10 protein-coding genes are annotated in these 17,023 nt (G+C 67.7%); 5 read left to right on the forward strand and 5 right to left on the reverse strand.

What is annotated here, in order from left to right; translation table 11 throughout:
• Positions 1–46 precede the first annotated feature (46 nt).
• Positions 47–1,525, forward strand: coding sequence for an alpha/beta fold hydrolase (locus LJ725_RS09915; RefSeq protein ID WP_230550495.1), 1,479 nt, complete (start codon positions 47–49; stop codon positions 1,523–1,525).
• Positions 1,526–1,541: 16 nt separating this feature from the next.
• Here the strand turns inward: LJ725_RS09915 and LJ725_RS29150 are convergent, their stop codons facing one another.
• The 4 genes from LJ725_RS29150 to LJ725_RS09935 all read right to left on the reverse strand — a co-directional run bounded on the left by LJ725_RS29150 (position 1,542) and on the right by LJ725_RS09935 (position 4,268).
• Complete coding sequence (locus tag LJ725_RS29150; protein ID WP_329958354.1) at positions 1,542–1,895, reverse strand: hypothetical protein; 354 nt, start codon at positions 1,893–1,895, stop codon at positions 1,542–1,544.
• Positions 1,896–2,013: 118 nt separating this feature from the next.
• The gene (locus LJ725_RS09925) at positions 2,014–2,403 is read right to left on the reverse strand and encodes a hypothetical protein (protein ID WP_230550496.1); all 390 of its coding nucleotides are present in this window, start codon (positions 2,401–2,403) and stop codon (positions 2,014–2,016) included.
• A 9-nt stretch (positions 2,404–2,412) separates the two neighbouring features.
• Positions 2,413–3,108, reverse strand: coding sequence for an EI24 domain-containing protein (locus LJ725_RS09930; RefSeq protein WP_230550497.1), 696 nt, complete (start codon positions 3,106–3,108; stop codon positions 2,413–2,415).
• A gap of 8 nt (positions 3,109–3,116) precedes the next feature.
• Positions 3,117–4,268, reverse strand: coding sequence for a CaiB/BaiF CoA transferase family protein (locus tag LJ725_RS09935; RefSeq protein WP_230550498.1), 1,152 nt, complete (start codon positions 4,266–4,268; stop codon positions 3,117–3,119).
• A gap of 125 nt (positions 4,269–4,393) precedes the next feature.
• Between LJ725_RS09935 and LJ725_RS09940 the strand changes: the two genes are divergently transcribed.
• Genes LJ725_RS09940 through LJ725_RS09950 form a run of 3 tightly spaced genes read left to right on the forward strand, consistent with a single transcriptional unit; the run spans position 4,394 to position 7,761 of the window.
• The gene (locus LJ725_RS09940) at positions 4,394–6,076 is read left to right on the forward strand and encodes an outer membrane protein assembly factor BamB family protein (RefSeq protein WP_230550499.1); all 1,683 of its coding nucleotides are present in this window, start codon (positions 4,394–4,396) and stop codon (positions 6,074–6,076) included.
• Positions 6,077–6,086: 10 nt separating this feature from the next.
• Positions 6,087–6,977 (forward strand): MBL fold metallo-hydrolase, encoded by an 891-nt coding sequence (locus tag LJ725_RS09945; RefSeq protein WP_230550500.1) that lies wholly within the window; start codon positions 6,087–6,089, stop codon positions 6,975–6,977.
• A gap of 10 nt (positions 6,978–6,987) precedes the next feature.
• Complete coding sequence (locus LJ725_RS09950; protein WP_230550501.1) at positions 6,988–7,761, forward strand: short-chain dehydrogenase/reductase; 774 nt, start codon at positions 6,988–6,990, stop codon at positions 7,759–7,761.
• 117 nt (positions 7,762–7,878) lie between these two features.
• On the opposite strand, the gene LJ725_RS09955 is transcribed toward LJ725_RS09950, so the two are convergent.
• Positions 7,879–8,235, reverse strand: coding sequence for a hypothetical protein (locus LJ725_RS09955; RefSeq protein ID WP_230550502.1), 357 nt, complete (start codon positions 8,233–8,235; stop codon positions 7,879–7,881).
• A gap of 232 nt (positions 8,236–8,467) precedes the next feature.
• Between LJ725_RS09955 and LJ725_RS09960 the strand changes: the two genes are divergently transcribed.
• Positions 8,468–17,023, forward strand: coding sequence for a GH36-type glycosyl hydrolase domain-containing protein (locus LJ725_RS09960; protein WP_230550503.1), 8,556 nt, complete (start codon positions 8,468–8,470; stop codon positions 17,021–17,023).

Here is a 17,023-nt window from a genome sequence, read left to right on the forward strand (position 1 = left end):
CCGCCGCCCGGAAGGTGAGGCCAACGCCTTTCGCCCCGGAGCCCGCATGTCGTCTCTTTTTGAAACCGTCTTCCAGATCGTCGTCCATACGCCTCTCTGGGTGTGGCCGCTGATGCTCCTCGTGATCTGGCTGGGCGCGTCGGGTCTGCGGCCGCGAACGCTGCCTCTCTGGCGGCTGGCGATCCTGCCGGTCGTCGGGCTCGTCATCTCCCTGGCGGGGATCGGCCAGTCGCCCCGACCGGCGCTGGCCCTGATCGCCTGGCTGATCGCCCTCGCCATCGGTCTGCCGCTCGGCTTGTGGCTGGGTCGGCGCCGTGGCGTACGGCGGCTCGCGGATGGCCGCCTCGAACTGGCCGGCGGCTGGTTCATGCTGGCCTTCGGCCTGTCGATCTTCGCGGTGCGCTACGCGCTCGGCATCGTCTTCGGGATGGCACCGTCGCTCAGGGCCGACCCGGTCTGGATCGGCCTGGCCGGCGGCGTCGGCGGTTTCGTGGCGGGCATCGGGCTGGGCTGGCTGGCAGGCGTGGGCGGCGATCGGTCGGGCCGCTGGCTGCCGCGCATCGCCTGCATGCCTGCCGCTCTGGCGGTAGCCATGACCGCCGTCCTCGGTGGGGTCATCGTCTTCAGTACGCCCGGCCAACTGCCGCGTCTGATGGCGGGAGACTCGCTGCCGGGCAGCGACACGTGGAACCCGGCCGAAATCCCCGCCGTCCAGCGCGTTGCCGCGCGCGACGGTGCGCCTCTCACCTACCGCCTCTATCCGGGTCGCGCCGACCGGGCGGTGGTGCTGATCCACGGTTCGTCCGGCGCCAGCATCTCGATGCACAAGTCGGCGCAGGCGCTACAGGCAGCCGGGGCGACGGTCTATGCGGTCAGCCTGCGCGGTCACGGCGGCAGCGGCTTCTCCAATGGAGACACGTCCTATGTTGGCCAGCTCGACGACGATCTGGTGGATTTCATCAACGCGACCGGTCTCACGGCGCCGGGGATCGGGCGTACATTGATCGGCTTCTCGTCCGGCGGCGGCTTCGTGCTGCGCACGGCGAGCGGTCCGAACCGGCAAGCCTTCGACGGCTATATTGCGATCTCGCCATACATCGCACCCGACTCTCCGACGACGCGCCCGGCGTCAGGCGGCTGGGCGAGCGTTGCCGTGCCCCGCGTCGTCGCGCTGTCGGTTCTCGACGGGTTCGGCATGCCGTGGTTCCAGGAACTGGAGGTCGTCCGCTTCGCCACGGCCGCGGCTCCGAGCGAAAACAGGACCCCGGTGTATTCGTTCAGGCTGGCGGCCGGCCTTCAGCTTGGCCGTGACTGGAAGGCGGCTCTCGCGCGGATCGACCGGCCCACCATCGTGCTCGTGGGCGCCGATGACGAGCTGTTTCTTGCTGACCGGTATGGGCCGCTGCTCGATTCGCTGAACCCGAGGATCGCGGTCGAAGTTGTCCCAGGCTTTGGCCACCTGGACATGATCGCCCGCGAACAGGCCGCTGCAGCCGTCGCCCGGGCCTGGCAACGGCTGCGATAGCGGGACCAGGCCGGCATCAGCCCTTGTTGGTACCGCCCTTGACCGACGTGAGCTCCTCGTCCTCGGGTTTCACGGGCGCGGCCTGGACGAAGGACACCGGGTCGCTGCCGGGAAAACTTTCCTTCAGCGCGGCATCGAGCTTGCGGTCGAGCACCTTCTCGGCCGGTTCGCCCGGCTTGGCGGTCACGCAGGCTTCGTTCGGGTCCTTGCCCGCTTCCCGCTTCATCTGAAGCCGTTGCGCCTGCACTTCCTGTTCGAGAATCTTCAGGTCGGCAGCGTCGCGCTCCGATGCGGTGGGTGCTGCCGCAACCTGCTTGGCATTGCGCAGCTTCTCGACGTTGTCCTTGAGTTCCGTGCGGGCACTGTCCATGCCGCCCTCCTGTGATTTCGGGCGCCGGTCGTGAATGACGGCCCCCTCGTACAACAGAATCGGAGGGCAAAAGTTGCGGTAGGGCCCGGGCCGGAATTCGAGTTGCGACGCAACCCGTTCAAGCAACCCGCTTTTTCTGGGCGGCGATCGAACCGGCACACTGGTCGGGGGGCAGCGGCCGGAGATGGGTGTCGTACGCGTCGGCGAACTCCACTTTGAACGGCTGTCCGTTGCGCTGGTACATCGAGACGAACAGCGTGCAGGCGTCGGAATGGTAGCGCAGGACGCGTGCCGTTCCGTCCTTGCGGTCGAACTGGGGAGCGCCGAACAGGGCGACGAGCTGAGGTTCGTCCAGTCCCTTGATCCGATCCGCCGGAATCGGCGTGCCGGCGTTGCGCGAGCTGAAGACCCCCTTCTCGCCAGCGCCCAGAGAATATTCCTGGGGCCCTCCGGTCTGGCAGCCGGCCAGCAGAAGGGTGGCGGCCAGTGCCCCGTATGCAGCTTTCATCGTGAGAGTTTAGCGCGAGGCAGCCGGCCGGTTAAGGGGTGGCTTCAGGGTCTGGGCGATATGGACCATCATCGCGACCCCCAGCACCGGCACGATCAGGTTGAGGATCGGGATCGTCCCCAGGAAGACGATCACGATGCCGGTCAGCCAAAGCGTTCCGGCATTGGCCTTGCGCCAGGCCTTCACCTCGGCCGGATCGCGCCGGCGCAGGGCGACCTGCTCGTAATACTCGCGCCCGGTCAGCCAACCGTTGACGCCGTAGAACAGCACCGCGCCCAGCCCGGCCACGAAGAGGGCGACCAGGTAGAAGGGGAGCATCACCAGGTTGATCGCTACCAGCACGGCCAGGAAGACGATGCCCGACCACAGGCCGGTCCAGAGCGGGATGCCCCGTGCCGGTCCGAGGTGGGGATAGTGCCTCGCTTCGACAATGTCGGCGATCCGTTCCATGAAGATCGAGATCACGATTCCGAAGCTCGCCGGAAACAGCATCAGCGCCAGCACGGTCACGGCGCCGCCGCCCAGCCAGCGGATGGTTTCGTTCACCCACGACCACTGGAACGTGGCGAATGACTGCAAAGTCCACCAGGCCAGCACGCCCAGTGCGATCTGCAGGACGAGGGACAGCGCCAGCGATTGCCAGACGATGCTACGCAGCCTGGGGTCGCCAAGCTGCTGCACCGCCAGTTCGAAGGCGCGGACCATGGCTTGCCCTAGGCCTGCGGGCCGACGACGCCCGCGGCCTTGAGCTCGCCGATCTCCTTGGCCGAGAAGCCGCGTTCGCCCAGGATTTCGTCGGTGTGCTGGCCGCGCCTGGCCGCCGGCCCCTTCACCGCTTCCTTGGTGCGCGAGAAGCGCGGCGCGGCAGCGGGCTGGGCGAAGCCGGCCACGTCGACATAGGCGTTGCGCGCCTTCGCGTGCGCGTGTTGCGGCGCTTCCTTCATCGAGAGCACCGGCGCGAAGCAGATGTCCGTGCCCTCCATGATCGCGCACCATTCGTCGCGCGTTTTGGTCTTGAAGATGCCGGCCAGCTTCGCCTTGAGCTGCCCCCAGGCCTTGCGGTCCATTTGCGCCGGCAGCGATTCGCCCTTCAGGCCGGTCTTGTCGAGCAGCAGGTCGTAGAATTGCGGCTCGATCGAGCCGATGCAGACATGCTTGCCGTCCTTGGTCTCGTAGGTTCCGTAGAAGTGGGCGCCGCCATCGAGCATGTTGCTCTCGCGCTCGTCGCTCCACAGGCCGGCGCCCGCCATGCCGTAGATGCCGCCCAGCAGCAGGGCCGCGCCGTCCACCATGGCGGCATCGACCACCTGGCCCTTGCCGGAGCGCTGGGCCTCGAGCAGGCCGCAGACCATGCCGAAGGCCAGCAGCATGCCGCCGCCGCCGAAGTCACCGACGAGGTTGAGCGGCGGCACGGGCTTGTCCTTGCCGCCGATCGCGTGCAGGGCGCCGGTCAGCGCGATGTAGTTGATGTCATGTCCGGCCGCCTTGGCGAGCGGTCCTTCCTGACCCCAGCCGGTCATGCGGCCGTAGACGAGCTTCGGATTGCGCGCGAGGCAGACGTCGGGTCCCAGCCCGAGGCGCTCGGCGACGCCGGGGCGGAACGGCTCGGTCATGCCGTCGGCCTTCTCGATCAGGCGAAGGACCACCTCGACGCCCTCCTTCTTCTGCAGGTCGATCGACACCGAACGCCGGCTGCGGTTATGGACGGCGAACTTCGGGTCGGCGAGACGGTCCATGACGTGCGCCTTCGTCCGGTCGACGCGGATCACGTCGGCGCCCATGTCGCCCAGCATCATCGAACACATCGGTGCCGGGCCGATGCCGGCCAGCTCGACGATCGTCAGTCCCGAGAGCGGACCCGCCATGATTTTCCTCCTGCAGAATGCGCGTTTCCTTGTCGGAACGATGGTAGCCGAAGGGTTCGGCGTTACAAAACCCGTCCCCCGGTCTAAAGTCCGCGCCGCGAGAGAGACGGTCGGAGGAAAACGGGATGGGGTTGGGCCGCATTGTCGCGACGGCGGTGCTTGCGTTCGGCATGGCCGGCGGCGCGTGGGCGCAGCAGGCGGAAAAGCCGACGCCCAAGGAATACAGCCAGCAGTTCCTGGTTCAGGGATCGTGGTTCCATGGCGTGCACGGGCTTGCCTTCAACAAGGACGATCAGCTGTTTGCCGGCTCGGTGATCGGGCAGACGCTCTACCGCGTGCAGGTGGACTCCGGTGAAGTCGACCGGGTGATCGATCCGCCGACCGGCATGGCCGACGACATTGCCTTCGCCGACGACGGCACAATGGCGTGGACGGCGTTTCTCATCGGCAAGGTCTACGTCCGCAAGCCGAACGGCAAGACCATCGAGGTCGCGCACGGCATGAGCGGTCCGAACTCGCTCGCCTTCGGCAAGGACAACAGGCTGTTCGTCTCCGAGGTCTTCCTCGGCGATGCGCTCTACGAGATCGACATCAGGAACGTCGACAAGCCGGACTTCAAGCCCTTCGCACGGGGCGAGCTGCGTCGCATCGCCGAGAAGCTGGGCGGCCTCAACGGCTTCGAGGTCCACAAGGACGACGGCTTCCTTTACGGTCCCCTCTGGTTCAAGGGCGACATCGTCAAGGTGAACCTCGAGACCGGCGCTACCGACGTGATCGCGTCGGGATTCAAGACCCCGGCAGCGGCCAACATCGATCCGCAGAACCGCGACAACGTCTATGTCGTCGATACGGGCACCGGCGGCATCTGGAGCGTGAGTCTCACCAGCAAGGTGAAGAAGCTCGTGGCGTCGATGAAGCCCGGTCTCGACAACCTCGCCTTCGATTCGCGCGGCCGCCTGTTCGTCTCGTCGATGACCGACAACGGCATCTACCTGGTCGACAAGCAGACCGGCGCGTGGCGCACCATCGTGGAAGGCAAGCTCGCGGTCCCGACCGACCTCGCCGTCTCGAGCGACGGCGGCAAGGACACGGTGCATGTCGCCGACGTCTTCAGCTATCGTACGGTCGACGGCGCCAACGGCGCCGTGACGGACGTGCTGCGCGTCCATGGCGAGACGCATGCCTATCCGATCGGCATCTCGCTGGGACCGAAGAACGTGCTGCTCACCAGCTGGTTCTCCAACACCGTGGAGAAGGTCGATCGCAAGACGGGCAAGCTGACGGCGACGCTGGGTGATTTCCTGGCGCCGGTCGATGCCGTGGAGTTCGCCGACGGCTCGATATACGTGGCCGAGCTGGCCAGCGGCAACCTCGTGAAGGTGAGCCCCGACGGCAAGGAGCGCAGCATCGTCGTGAAGGAGCTGCGCGGTCCGGTCGCCATGGCGCACGGGCCGGGCTCGCTGGTCTACATCACCGAGCTCTCGGCCGGTGCGGTCAGCCAGATCGACGTAGCCACCGGCGCGCGCAAGGTGGTGGCCGATGGTCTCACGGGCCCCGAGGGCATCGACGTCGGTCCGGACGGACGCCTGTATGTGGCCGAGGTCGGCCAGAAGCGCGTCGTCGCCATCGATCCCGCGACCGGCGCGAAGACGGTGATCGCGTCCAATCTCGACATCGGCCTGGCGCCGTTCCCGGGCGGGCCGCCTGCACTGGTGCCCACCGGCGTCGCCGTCGGTCGCACCGGCATCGTCTATGTCAGCGCCGATATCCGCAATTCGCTCTACAAACTGACACCGCCTTCACCGTAAGGGTCTCGCGATGGCCGGCATTCCTTTCATCAGGGATTTCAAGTTCGACTACGGGACCGCGATGGAGGTGACGCCGCTCATTCGCCGCGTCGTGGCCAAAAATCCGAGCCCCTTCACCTTCAAGGGTACCGGCACCTACATCATCGGCCACGGCAACGTCGCCGTCGTCGATCCGGGCCCAGACGACCAGGAACATATCGATGCCGTTTTGCGTGCGCTGCGCGGCGAGACGGTGACTCACATCCTGGTCACGCACACCCACATCGACCACGTGCCGGCGACGCCGGCGCTCGCCCGGGCGACCGGCGCCAAGGTCTACAGCTATGGCCCGCATCCGACACCCGAAGGCGTCTCGACCGAGCAGGAAGGCGACTTCTCGTTTGCCCCGGATGTGAAGCTGAACGACGGCGACGTGATCCAGGGCGACGGCTGGAACGTCGAGGCGGTCTACACGCCGGGACACATTTCCAACCATCTCTGCTTCGCGGTGAAGGAGGACAAGGCGCTGCTCTCGGGCGACCATGTCATGGGCTGGTCGACGGCGGTGATCTCGCCACCCGACGGCAACATGGCCGACTACTTCGCGTCGCTCCGCAAGCTGCTGCCGCGCGACGAAAGCCTCTACATCCCGACCCACGGCGCTGAGATCCGCGATCCCAATACGTTCGTGCAGGCCTATATCGAGCATCGCCTGGGCCGCGAGGCGCAGATCATCGCGCGCCTGAAGGACGGGCCGCAGACCATCCCGCAGATGGTGGCAAAGAATTACGCCGACACGCCGGTCCATCTTCATCCGGCGGCCGGCCGCTCGATGCTCGCCCATCTCGTCCAGATGGTGAAGGACGGCAGGGTCAAGACCGAGGATGGCCGGGCCGCGATCGACAGCGTCTATCGGCTTTAGGGGAAAACAAATGGACATGAAGCTTGGGGGCAAGACCGTGCTCGTCACCGGCGGCAGCCGCGGTATCGGCTTCGCCTGCGCCATGGGCTTCGCGGCCGAAGGCTGCACCGTTCACATCGCCTCGCGCTCGAAGGAATCGCTGGAAGCCGCGCGTGAGAAAATCCGCGCCCGCCACAACGTGCCGGTCGAGATCCATCCGGCCGACTTCTCCAACGGCGACACCGCCCGCCGCGTCGTCGAGGCGGTCGGGCATGCCGACATCCTGGTCAACAACGCCGGCGCCATCCCGCAGGGGGACATCTTCGGCATGACCGAGCCCAAATGGCGCGAGGCCTGGGACCTCAAGGTGTTCGGCTACATAAACGCCACGCGTGCCATGCTGGAGAAGATGTACGCCCGCAAGGCGGGCGTCGTCGTGAACGTGATCGGCCTCGCCGGCGAGAGCTTCAATTACGACTATGTGGCGGGCACGATGGGCAACGCCGGCATCATGGCCTTCACCCGCGCCGTGGGATCGAAGAGCGTCGATCACGGCGTGCGCGTGGTGGGGATCAATCCGCCGGCCACCCGCACCGACCGCATGCTGACGCGGCTGCGCGAGCAGGCCGAGAAGAAGTTCGGCGATCCCGAGCGCTGGGCCGAACTCACCAGGCACATGCCATTCGGCCGTGCCGCCGAGCCCGACGAGGTCGCCGACCTCGCGGTGTTCCTGGCCTCCGAGCGCGCGAGCTACATCAGCGGCGTCGTGATGACTCTCGACGGCGGCCAGGCCGCGCGGCACTAGGAGTAGTGAGAAGGGCGGCCGCCGTGAGGCCGCCCAATGATCGCTCTTCCTTCGGTGCCCTCGGACATTGCACAAGGCAATGTCCTGCCGTTCCTCGGGCTGGGCTTCGCCTGCCGATTAGTAGACTTGGCGCATAACCTGGGCGGCGAAACCGTCGACCGCCGACTTCTTCTGCGCTTCGCTCAGCTTGTTGTTCGCGGCAACCGCGGGGCAATAGGCCGTGACGAGGTAATTCACGACCTCGGCGCTCTCGACGCCCGGATAGCGGATCCGCAGATCGGCGGCCGCCGAAGCGATGGCATTGAACGTGTCGCCGCTCGCGAGTTGCTTGCCGACCGCCGCCATCTGGGCCGGCGTCTCCTTCAGGATTCCCGGTTTGGCGGTCGGCTGCGGCTTGGGGCAGTCCAGCGCCAGGGCGGGAACCGCCGAGGTGGCGAGCAGGGCGGCGGCAACCAGGGGGGCAAGGCGAAGCATGAATCGGTCTCCCGTGATGATGTCAGGGAAAGCGATAGCAAAACCGCATTCAATAGTCCCCTGGAAGTGCATCTGACGGTTCGCAGTCGCACCGCGGCGCGATTCGTCGGCGCCGGTCGTATGCTGTAGAAGAGGCGCTCGTAGCGGCCTCCCTTGCCGGGGACGTTCCATGCCCGCGCGAAACGCCTTTTGCGTTGTATGCGCGGCTTTTGCCGGAAAGGCAGCACTTCCATTGAAATCGTTCGCGTGGCGCGCCTTCGGGCGTGCGCGACCCGCTTCCATTCGTGAAGACGAAGACGCCATCCGCAGCGAGCTGTTCAGCATGGAGCGGCTGGAGCAGCATGCCCAGAGCCTGGCGAACAGCCAGCCCGTTCATGCCGCCCTGACGTCGGGCAAGTCGCTCGTCGTCCGCCTGCGCGACAACGAGCGCGTCCTGCTGGCGGCCTACCGTTCGATCGCCGCGGCGGTCGATGCCGGTCGCACGATCACGCCGGCCGCGGAGTGGCTTCTCGACAACTTCCATCTCGTCGAGAAGCAGGTGCGCGAAGTCCGCACGGACCTGCCGGCGGGGTATTATCGCCAGCTTCCCAAGCTCAGCGACGGCCCCTTGGCCGAGTACCCGCGGGTCTTCGGTCTGGCATGGGCCTTCGTGGCCCATACCGACAGCCGCTTCGATCCCGAGACGCTGACCCGTTTCGTGCGGGCCTATCAGACGGTCCAGCCGCTCAGCATCGGGGAACTCTGGGCCGTCGCGATCACGCTTCGCATCGTCCTGGTGGAGAATCTGCGCCGTTCGGCCAGCCGGATCGTGGATCGACGCTCGGCGCGCGAACAGGCCGACCTGGTCGCCGACCGCCTGCTGGGCCTGAAGGATCTCAAGGCGGATCTGGCCGCGCTTCAGCCCTACGAACGCGAAGGCTTTTCCGAAGGTTTCGCCGTCCAGCTCGTCCATCGCCTGCGCGATCAAGATCCCGAGACGACGCCAGCGGTGGGCTGGCTCGAGAAGCGTCTGGCGCGTGAGGGGACGAGCGCCGACGAGCTGGTGCGGCGCGAGCACCAGCTCCAGGGCGCAACCAACGTCACGGTCCGCAATATCATCACCAGCATGCGGCTCATATCCGACGTCGACTGGGCGAAACTTTTCGAAGCGGTGAGCCCGGTCGATGACGTGCTGCGGACCAGCGGCGTTTTCGCAGACATGGATTTCGCCACCCGCAATCTCTATCGCACGGCCATCGAGCAGATTGCGCGCGGCACGACTTTCGACGAGCCGGAGATCGCCCGCCGTGCCCTGGCCGCCGCCGCGGAAGCGGCCGTGCCGGCCGGAAGCGACAGCAATGCGGACGGACGGCGACGCGAGCCCGGTTACCATCTGATCGGACGCGGCCGACGGACTTTCGAGCGGTCGGTGGGATTTCGCACCCGAGGCCTCACGATCCGGCGGCGCCTGCTGCGGACCGGCCTCGCCGGTTATGTCGCGAGCGTCGGCGTCACCGCGGGCATCGTGCTGCTGGCGCCGCTCTTCGGCCTGTCGCTGCTCGGGATAGCGAGGTGGCCGCTCATCGTCATGGCGGCCGCGGGGCTGCTGCCGGCGCTCGACGCGGCGCTGCTGCTCGTCAACCGGCTGATCACCGGCGGCTTCGGCGCCACGCTGCTGCCGGGCCTCGAACTGCGCGAGGGCGTGCCTGCGCATCTGCGCACGTTCGTGGCGATCCCCACCCTGCTCACCACGCAGGCCGCGATCGAGGAGCAGATCGAAAGCCTCGAAGTCCATCATCTTTCCAATCCGGCCGGCGCCATACACTTCGCCCTGCTGTCGGACTGGACCGATGCGCCCGCCGAATCGATGCCGGGCGACGCCGCCCTGCTCGCGACCGCGGTCAAGGGCATCGCGCGCCTCAATCTTCGATACCCGACGCCGGATGGCGCCGACCGGTTCTTCCTGCTTCATCGCCGCCGCGGCTGGAACGAGGCGCAAGGCGCCTGGATCGGCTGGGAGCGCAAGCGCGGCAAGCTCCACGAACTCAACCATCTCCTGCGCGGCTCGACGGACACGACGTTCGTCGTAGCGGCCGAGGGTGCGGTGCGGCCGCTGCCCGCCGACGTCCGCTATGTCGTGACCCTCGATTCGGATACGCGCCTGCCGCGCGATGCGATCGTGCGTCTGGTCGGCAAGATGGCCCATCCGCTGAACCGGCCGCGCTTCGAGGCCGCCGAGGGCCGCGTAGTCGAGGGCTACGGCGTGCTGCAGCCGCGCGTCACGCCCTCGCTCCCGGTCGGCGCCGAGGGCTCGCGGTTCCAGCGCATCTTCTCCAACAACAGCGGCATCGATCCCTATGCATCGGCCGTGTCGGATGTCTATCAGGACCTGTTCGGCGAAGGCTCCTACTCGGGCAAGGGCATCTACGACATCGATGCCTTCGAGGCATCGCTGCACGGCCGCGTTCCCGACAGCACGATGCTGAGCCACGATCTCTTCGAAGGGACCTTCGCGCGCTCGGGCCTTGCTTCCGACATCGAGGTCGTCGAGGAATTTCCCGCGCGTTATGACGTGGCGGCGGCGCGCCAGCATCGCTGGGCGAGGGGCGACTGGCAGCTTCTGCCGTGGATGCTGGGAGTCGTGAAGGCGGCACCCGGCCGGCGGTCGGGCTTCCTGCCTGCCATCGGCTTCTGGAAAATGTTCGACAACCTGCGTCGCACGTTGTCGGCGCCGGCGGCCATCGTCTCCCTGATGGCGGGCTGGACGCTGCCGCTCCCCGCGGCGCTGGTCTGGACGGGGTTCGTGCTGCTGGCCATCGCGATGCCCACACTGCTGCCGGCGATGGCGGCGCTGTTCCCGCGCCATGCGAAGATCACCACCCGCAGTCACCTCGACGCGCTGTGGACAGACATCGTGGCAGCGGCTTCGCAGACAGCCCTGCTCGTCGTCTTCCTGGCCCATCATGCATGGCTGATGATCGACGCGATCGGGCGGACGCTGTTCCGGCTCGTGGTCAGCCATCGCCGCCTGCTCGAATGGATCACGGCGGCTCAATCCAAGCAGAGCCTGCGGGCCGGCTGGCCCGCTCTCTACGGCAAGATGGCCGGAAGCGTCGTGGTGGCGATGGTGGCCGCCGGGGTGGTCTGGCAGGTCGGCGTCGCCGCGGCGCCGGTGGCCGCACCCTTCGTGCTGGCCTGGCTGCTGGCACCCCTCATCGCCCACTGGGTGAGCCGCCCGCCCCACGACGCCGCCAGTTTGCGGATCAAGCCCGCGGAAGCGGCCTCGCTGCGCCTGATCGCCCGCCGGACCTGGCGCTTCTTCGAGACCTTCGTCACCGAGGCAGACAACATGCTGCCGCCGGACAACTTTCAGGAGGCACCGGCGCCGGTCGTGGCCCACCGCACGTCGCCGACCAATCTCGGCCTGCTGTTGCTCTCGACCGCCTCCGCGCGCGAGTTCGGCTGGATCGGCACCATGGAAGCCGTTGAGCGCCTGGAAGCCACTCTCGCGACGATGGAAAGGCTGCAACGCTTTCGCGGACATTTCTTCAACTGGTACGACACGAGCGACTTGCGTGCGCTCGAGCCGCGCTACGTCTCGACCGTGGACAGCGGCAACCTCGCCGGGCACCTGATCGCCCTGGCCAACGCCTGTGGCGCCTGGCGCGCGCGCAGTGCCGCGGCGCCCGATGGGGCGCGTGGCGCAGCCGACAGTCTCGACCTTGCCCGCGAGGCGCTGGCCGGCCTGTCCGACGACCGTCGCACCCATCTCGTCACCCGGCCCGAACTCGTCCGCGCATTCGACGGGCTGGCGGTGTCGCTGTCCGCGATCCCCTTCCGGCCGGCTGCGATCCTCGTGATGGCGGAAACCGCCGTCGATCTCGCGCGCACCCTCGCCAGCGAGCGCGACGACCCGGAAAGCGCCGACATGCTTTTCTGGATCGAGGCGGCCCACCGCACGGTCGCAAGCCATCATCGCGACGCCAGTCGGACCGATAAGATGACGGACGATCTGCATCGTCGCCTGTCGACAGTGGAGACATCGGCACGCGCCATGGCCGGCGCCATGGAGTTCGACTTCCTGTTCGACGAGAGCCGCCGGCTGCTGTCGATCGGCTTCCTGGTCGCCGAGGACCGGCTCGACATCAATTGCTACGACCTGCTCGCCTCCGAAGCGCGGCTGGCGAGCTTCGTGGCGATCGCATCGGGCGAGATTCCGGCCCGCCACTGGTTCCGGCTGGGCCGCGAAGTGACACCGGTCGGCCACAGTGCGGCGCTGGTCTCGTGGTCGGGTTCGATGTTCGAGTACCTGATGCCGTCGCTGGTCATGCGCGCCCCGTTCGGCAGCCTGCTCGAGAAGACCAACCGGCTGGTCGTTCGACGTCAGGTCCAGTACGCGACCGATCTCGGTCTTCCGTGGGGAATCTCGGAATCGGCCTACAATGCACGAGACAAGGAACTCACCTACCAGTACTCGAACTTCGGCGTGCCCGGCCTCGGCTTCAAGCGGGGCCTGAGCGAGGATCTCGTCATCGCGCCCTACGCCACCGGCCTCGCCGCCATGGTCGATCCCGCGGCCGCCGCCGACAACTTCGACCGACTGGCCGCATTCGGCGCGCGCGGACGCTATGGCTTCTACGAGGCGCTCGACTTCACGCCTTTGCGCCTGCCCGACGGCGAGAGCCGGGCGGTCGTGAAAGCCTACATGGCCCACCATCAGGGCATGACGGTCGTGGCCATCGCCAATGCTCTGCTCGATGGCGTGATGCGGTCGCGTTTCCATGCCGAGCCGGGGGTGCAGGCGACCGAACTGCTGCTGCAGGAGCGTGCGCCGCGCGATGTCGCGGTCGCCCATCCGCGCGCCGAGGAAGTCGGCGCCAGCGCCCTGGCCAAGGAGGCCGAGCCTGCGCTGGTGCGCCGCCTCCGCAATCCGCATGCCGCCAGCCCATCTGTCCATCTCCTGTCGAACGGACGCTACTCGGTCATGCTGACGGCCGCAGGCTCTGGCTACAGCCAATGGGGTGCCCAGGCCGTGACCCGCTGGCGCGAGGACACGACGCGCGACGACTGGGGGAGCTACGTCTTCCTGCGCGACGTCGAGACCGGCGCCGTATGGTCGGCCACGCACCAGCCATGTGGCCAGCGTCCCGACCGCTACGACGTGATGTTCGCGGAGGACCGCGCCGAATTCGTGCGCCACGACGGCACGCTTGTCACCAGCCTCGACGTCGTCGTGTCGCCGGAAGACGATGCGGAGGTAAGGCGCGTGACGCTGAGCAATGTCGGCAGCCTCGCGCGCACCGTCGAGTTGACGTCCTATGCCGAGATCGTCCTGGCGCCGCGCGGTGCGGATGCCGCGCATCAGGCCTTCTCCAAGATGTTCGTGCACACCGAATATCTGCCGGCCACCGGTGCGCTGCTGGCGACGCGCCGTCGCCGCGGCCCGGGCGAGCCCGAACTCTGGGCGGCCCATCTGGCTGTGGTCGAAGGAGAAGTTGTTGGCGAGATCGAAGTCGAAAGCGATCGCGCCCGTTTCATCGGCCGCGGTAACGAGATCGGCGATGCGATCGCGGCGACCGACGGTCGCCGGCTTTCCGGCACGGTGGGATCGGTCCTCGATCCGGTGTTCGCATTGCGGCGCCGTCTGCACATACCGGCGGGAGGTCTCGCACGGATCGCCTTCTGGACGGTGGTGGCCGCGTCCCGCGAAGCGCTGCTCGACGCGATCGACCGGCATCTCGATGCCAATGCCTTCACCCGCGCGGCGACGCTTGCCTGGACGCAGGCGCAGGTTCAACTCCGCCATCTCGACATCGACGCGGTCGAGGCGAGTCACTTCCAGCGCCTGGCCGGACATGTGCTCTACGCCAATCCGGCGCTGCGCTCGTCGCCCGACGCCATCCGGCGCGGTCTCGCCGGGCCCCCCGTCCTGTGGTCGCAAGGCATCTCCGGCGATCTGCCGATCGTGCTGGTGCGCGTGGAGGAGATCGAGGACACCGGCATCGTGCGCGAGGTCCTGCGCGCGCGCGAATACTGGCAACTGAAAGGGCTGTCGGTCGATCTCGTGATCCTGAACGAGCGCAGCACGTCCTATGTGCAGGATCTCCAGTCCATGCTGGATACGCTCGTGCGGGCCAGCCGGTCCCGGACCCATCTTGGCGTCGAGAACGTGCCCGGTGTCGTCCACGTCCTGCGCACCGATCTGATCTCGACCGAGACCCGGGCACTCCTGCTTGCCCTGGCACGCGTGGTGCTGCGGGGCGGGCGCGGCAGCCTGTCCGACCAGCTCGACCGCCTGAAGTCCCCGCGCGGCGTGGCACCGCCGCTTCGCCATGTCGCCAGGCCCGGTGACCGGGCGAGTTCGATGCCGCCGAAGCCGGTGGCACTCGCCGCGCTACAGTTCTTCAACGGCCTCGGAGGCTTCTCACCCGATGGCCGCGAATACGTCACTGTGCTCGGCCCGGGTCAGTCGACGCCGGCGCCCTGGATCAACGTGATCTCGAATGCGTCGTTCGGTTTCCAGGTGGCGGCCGATGGCGGCGGCTATACCTGGTCCGAGAACAGCCGCGACAACCAGCTCACGCCCTGGTCGAACGATCCGGTCGTCGACCGGCCGGGCGAGGCGCTCTATGTGCGCGACCTCGACAGCGGCAATGTGTGGACGCCGACGGCACGGCCGATCCGGCTCGAGCAGGCGACCTATATCGTGCGCCACGGCCGCGGCTACAGCCGGTTCGAAGTAGTGGCCAACGGCATCGCGCTCGAATTGCTGCAATACGTCCCGACAGGCGATTCCATAAAGATCTCAAGGCTCACGCTGCGCAACATCTCGGACCGGCCGCGCCGGCTCTCGGTCACGGCCTATGCCGAATGGGTACTGGGCCTCGCCCGCGGCGCCTCCGGTCCAACGGTCGTCACCGAACGTGACGGTGAGACCGGCGCGATCTTCGCGCGCAACCGGTGGAATCTGCATCATGGCAGCCGGGTAGCCTTTGCCGATCTCGCCGGTCGCCAGACCACGTGGACGGGAGATCGCGGCGAATTCATCGGTCGAAACGGCAGCATGGACAATCCCGCGGCCCTCAGCGCCGGCTTGCCGTTGTCGCAACGCCTCGGCGCCGGGCTGGACCCCTGCGCGGCCCTGCAGTCCGCCATCGAGCTGCCGCGCGGCGGCGTGCATGAGGCGGTCTTCTTCCTGGGACAGGCTGCCGACGAGACCGAGGCGCGCGCGCTGATCGGACGGTACAGGACAGCTGACCTCGCCGCCGTCCATCGCGAGGCGGTGGGTTTCTGGGACGGCGTGCTGGGCACCGTGCAGGTGAAGACACCCGATCCCGCGACAGACATCCTGCTGAACGGCTGGCTGCTCTACCAGTCGCTGGCCTGCCGCTACTGGGCTCGCTCGGCCTTCTATCAGGCAAGTGGCGCCTACGGGTTCCGCGATCAGCTCCAGGATGCGATGTCACTTTCGGTGCCGATGCCGGCGCTGGCGCGTGCCCACATCCTGCGCGCGGCATCGCGGCAGTTCGTCGAAGGCGACGTGCAGCACTGGTGGTTTCCGATCGCGGGCCAGGGCGTGCGCACGCGCATCTCGGACGATCGCGCGTGGCTGGCCACCGTGGCCGCGCACTATGTCGAGACAACGGGTGACGCGGCGATTCTCGACGAGCCCGTCTCGTTCATCGACGGACCGGCGCTGCGCGAGGGCGAGCACGATCTCTACTTCCAGCCGGGCCAGGCAGACGAGAGTGCGCCGCTGTTCGAGCACTGCGCGCGCGGCCTCGACCTGAGCCTCGCCACGGGTGCGCACGGCCTGCCGCTGATCGGCACCGGCGACTGGAACGACGGCATGAACCGGGTGGGCGAAGCCGGGCAGGGCGAGAGCGTGTGGCTTGGCTGGTTCCTGTACGCGGCCCTGCTGGCGTTCGCGCCGATCGCCGAACGCCGTGGCGAGACGCGCCGGGCGGCGGCGTGGAGCGCACACGCCGAAGCGCTCAAGGCCGCGCTCGACCGTGAGGCCTGGGACGGCGCCTGGTACCGTCGAGGCTATTACGACGACGGAACGCCCCTGGGCTCGGCGACGAGCGAGGAGTGCCGCATCGATGCGATCGCCCAGTCGTGGGCGGCGATCTCGGGCGCCGCCGATCCGGCGCGGGCGGCACAGGCCATGGAGTCGCTCGACAGGATGCTCGTGCATCGCGGCGACCGGCTCGCGCTGCTGTTCACGCCGCCGTTCGACAGGACCCCGCTCGATCCCGGCTACATCAAGGGCTATCCGCCCGGTATCCGGGAGAATGGCGGGCAGTACACCCACGCCGCGGCATGGTCGATCATGGGTTTCTCTGCGCTGGGCCAGGGCGACAAGGCCCACGAGCTGTTCGCGCTGCTCAACCCCATCAATCATACGGCCACGCGCGCCGGCGTGCTGCGCTACAAGGTCGAGCCCTATGTCGTGGCTGCCGACGTCTACTCGGTGGCGCCGCATGTCGGTCGCGGCGGCTGGACCTGGTACACCGGCTCGGCGGGCTGGCTCTACCGGGCCGGCATCGAGTCGATCCTCGGCCTCAGGGTCAAGGGCGACCGATTCGAGGTCGCGCCTTGCTTGCCGACGACATGGCCGGGTTTCGAGATGACCCTGACCCTGCATGGATCGGTCTACGAGATCGAGGTGCGCAATCCGAACGGCGTCAGCCGCGGTGTCGTCGCCGTCGAGCTCGACGGCGAGACGCAGCCTGTCGTCGACGGCCGGGCGGTGGTTCGCCTGGACGAGAGTCCCGCCCGGCGCAAGATCGTGGTGACGTTGGGCTAG

The sequence above is a fragment of the Reyranella aquatilis genome, assembly GCF_020880995.1.
GTDB lineage: Bacteria > Pseudomonadota > Alphaproteobacteria > Reyranellales > Reyranellaceae > Reyranella > Reyranella aquatilis.

What these genes read in the sequence shown, in the direction of transcription:
- LJ725_RS09915 (WP_230550495.1), top strand. Translation starts at nt 47, where the DNA reads ATGTCGTCTCTTTTTGAAACCGTCTTCCAGATCGTCGTCCATACGCCT.
- LJ725_RS29150 (WP_329958354.1), bottom strand. Translation starts at nt 1,895, where the DNA reads ATGGACAGTGCCCGCACGGAACTCAAGGACAACGTCGAGAAGCTGCGC.
- LJ725_RS09925 (WP_230550496.1), bottom strand. Translation starts at nt 2,403, where the DNA reads ATGAAAGCTGCATACGGGGCACTGGCCGCCACCCTTCTGCTGGCCGGC.
- LJ725_RS09930 (WP_230550497.1), bottom strand. Translation starts at nt 3,108, where the DNA reads ATGGTCCGCGCCTTCGAACTGGCGGTGCAGCAGCTTGGCGACCCCAGG.
- LJ725_RS09935 (WP_230550498.1), bottom strand. Translation starts at nt 4,268, where the DNA reads ATGGCGGGTCCGCTCTCGGGACTGACGATCGTCGAGCTGGCCGGCATC.
- LJ725_RS09940 (WP_230550499.1), top strand. Translation starts at nt 4,394, where the DNA reads ATGGGGTTGGGCCGCATTGTCGCGACGGCGGTGCTTGCGTTCGGCATG.
- LJ725_RS09945 (WP_230550500.1), top strand. Translation starts at nt 6,087, where the DNA reads ATGGCCGGCATTCCTTTCATCAGGGATTTCAAGTTCGACTACGGGACC.
- LJ725_RS09950 (WP_230550501.1), top strand. Translation starts at nt 6,988, where the DNA reads ATGGACATGAAGCTTGGGGGCAAGACCGTGCTCGTCACCGGCGGCAGC.
- LJ725_RS09955 (WP_230550502.1), bottom strand. Translation starts at nt 8,235, where the DNA reads ATGCTTCGCCTTGCCCCCCTGGTTGCCGCCGCCCTGCTCGCCACCTCG.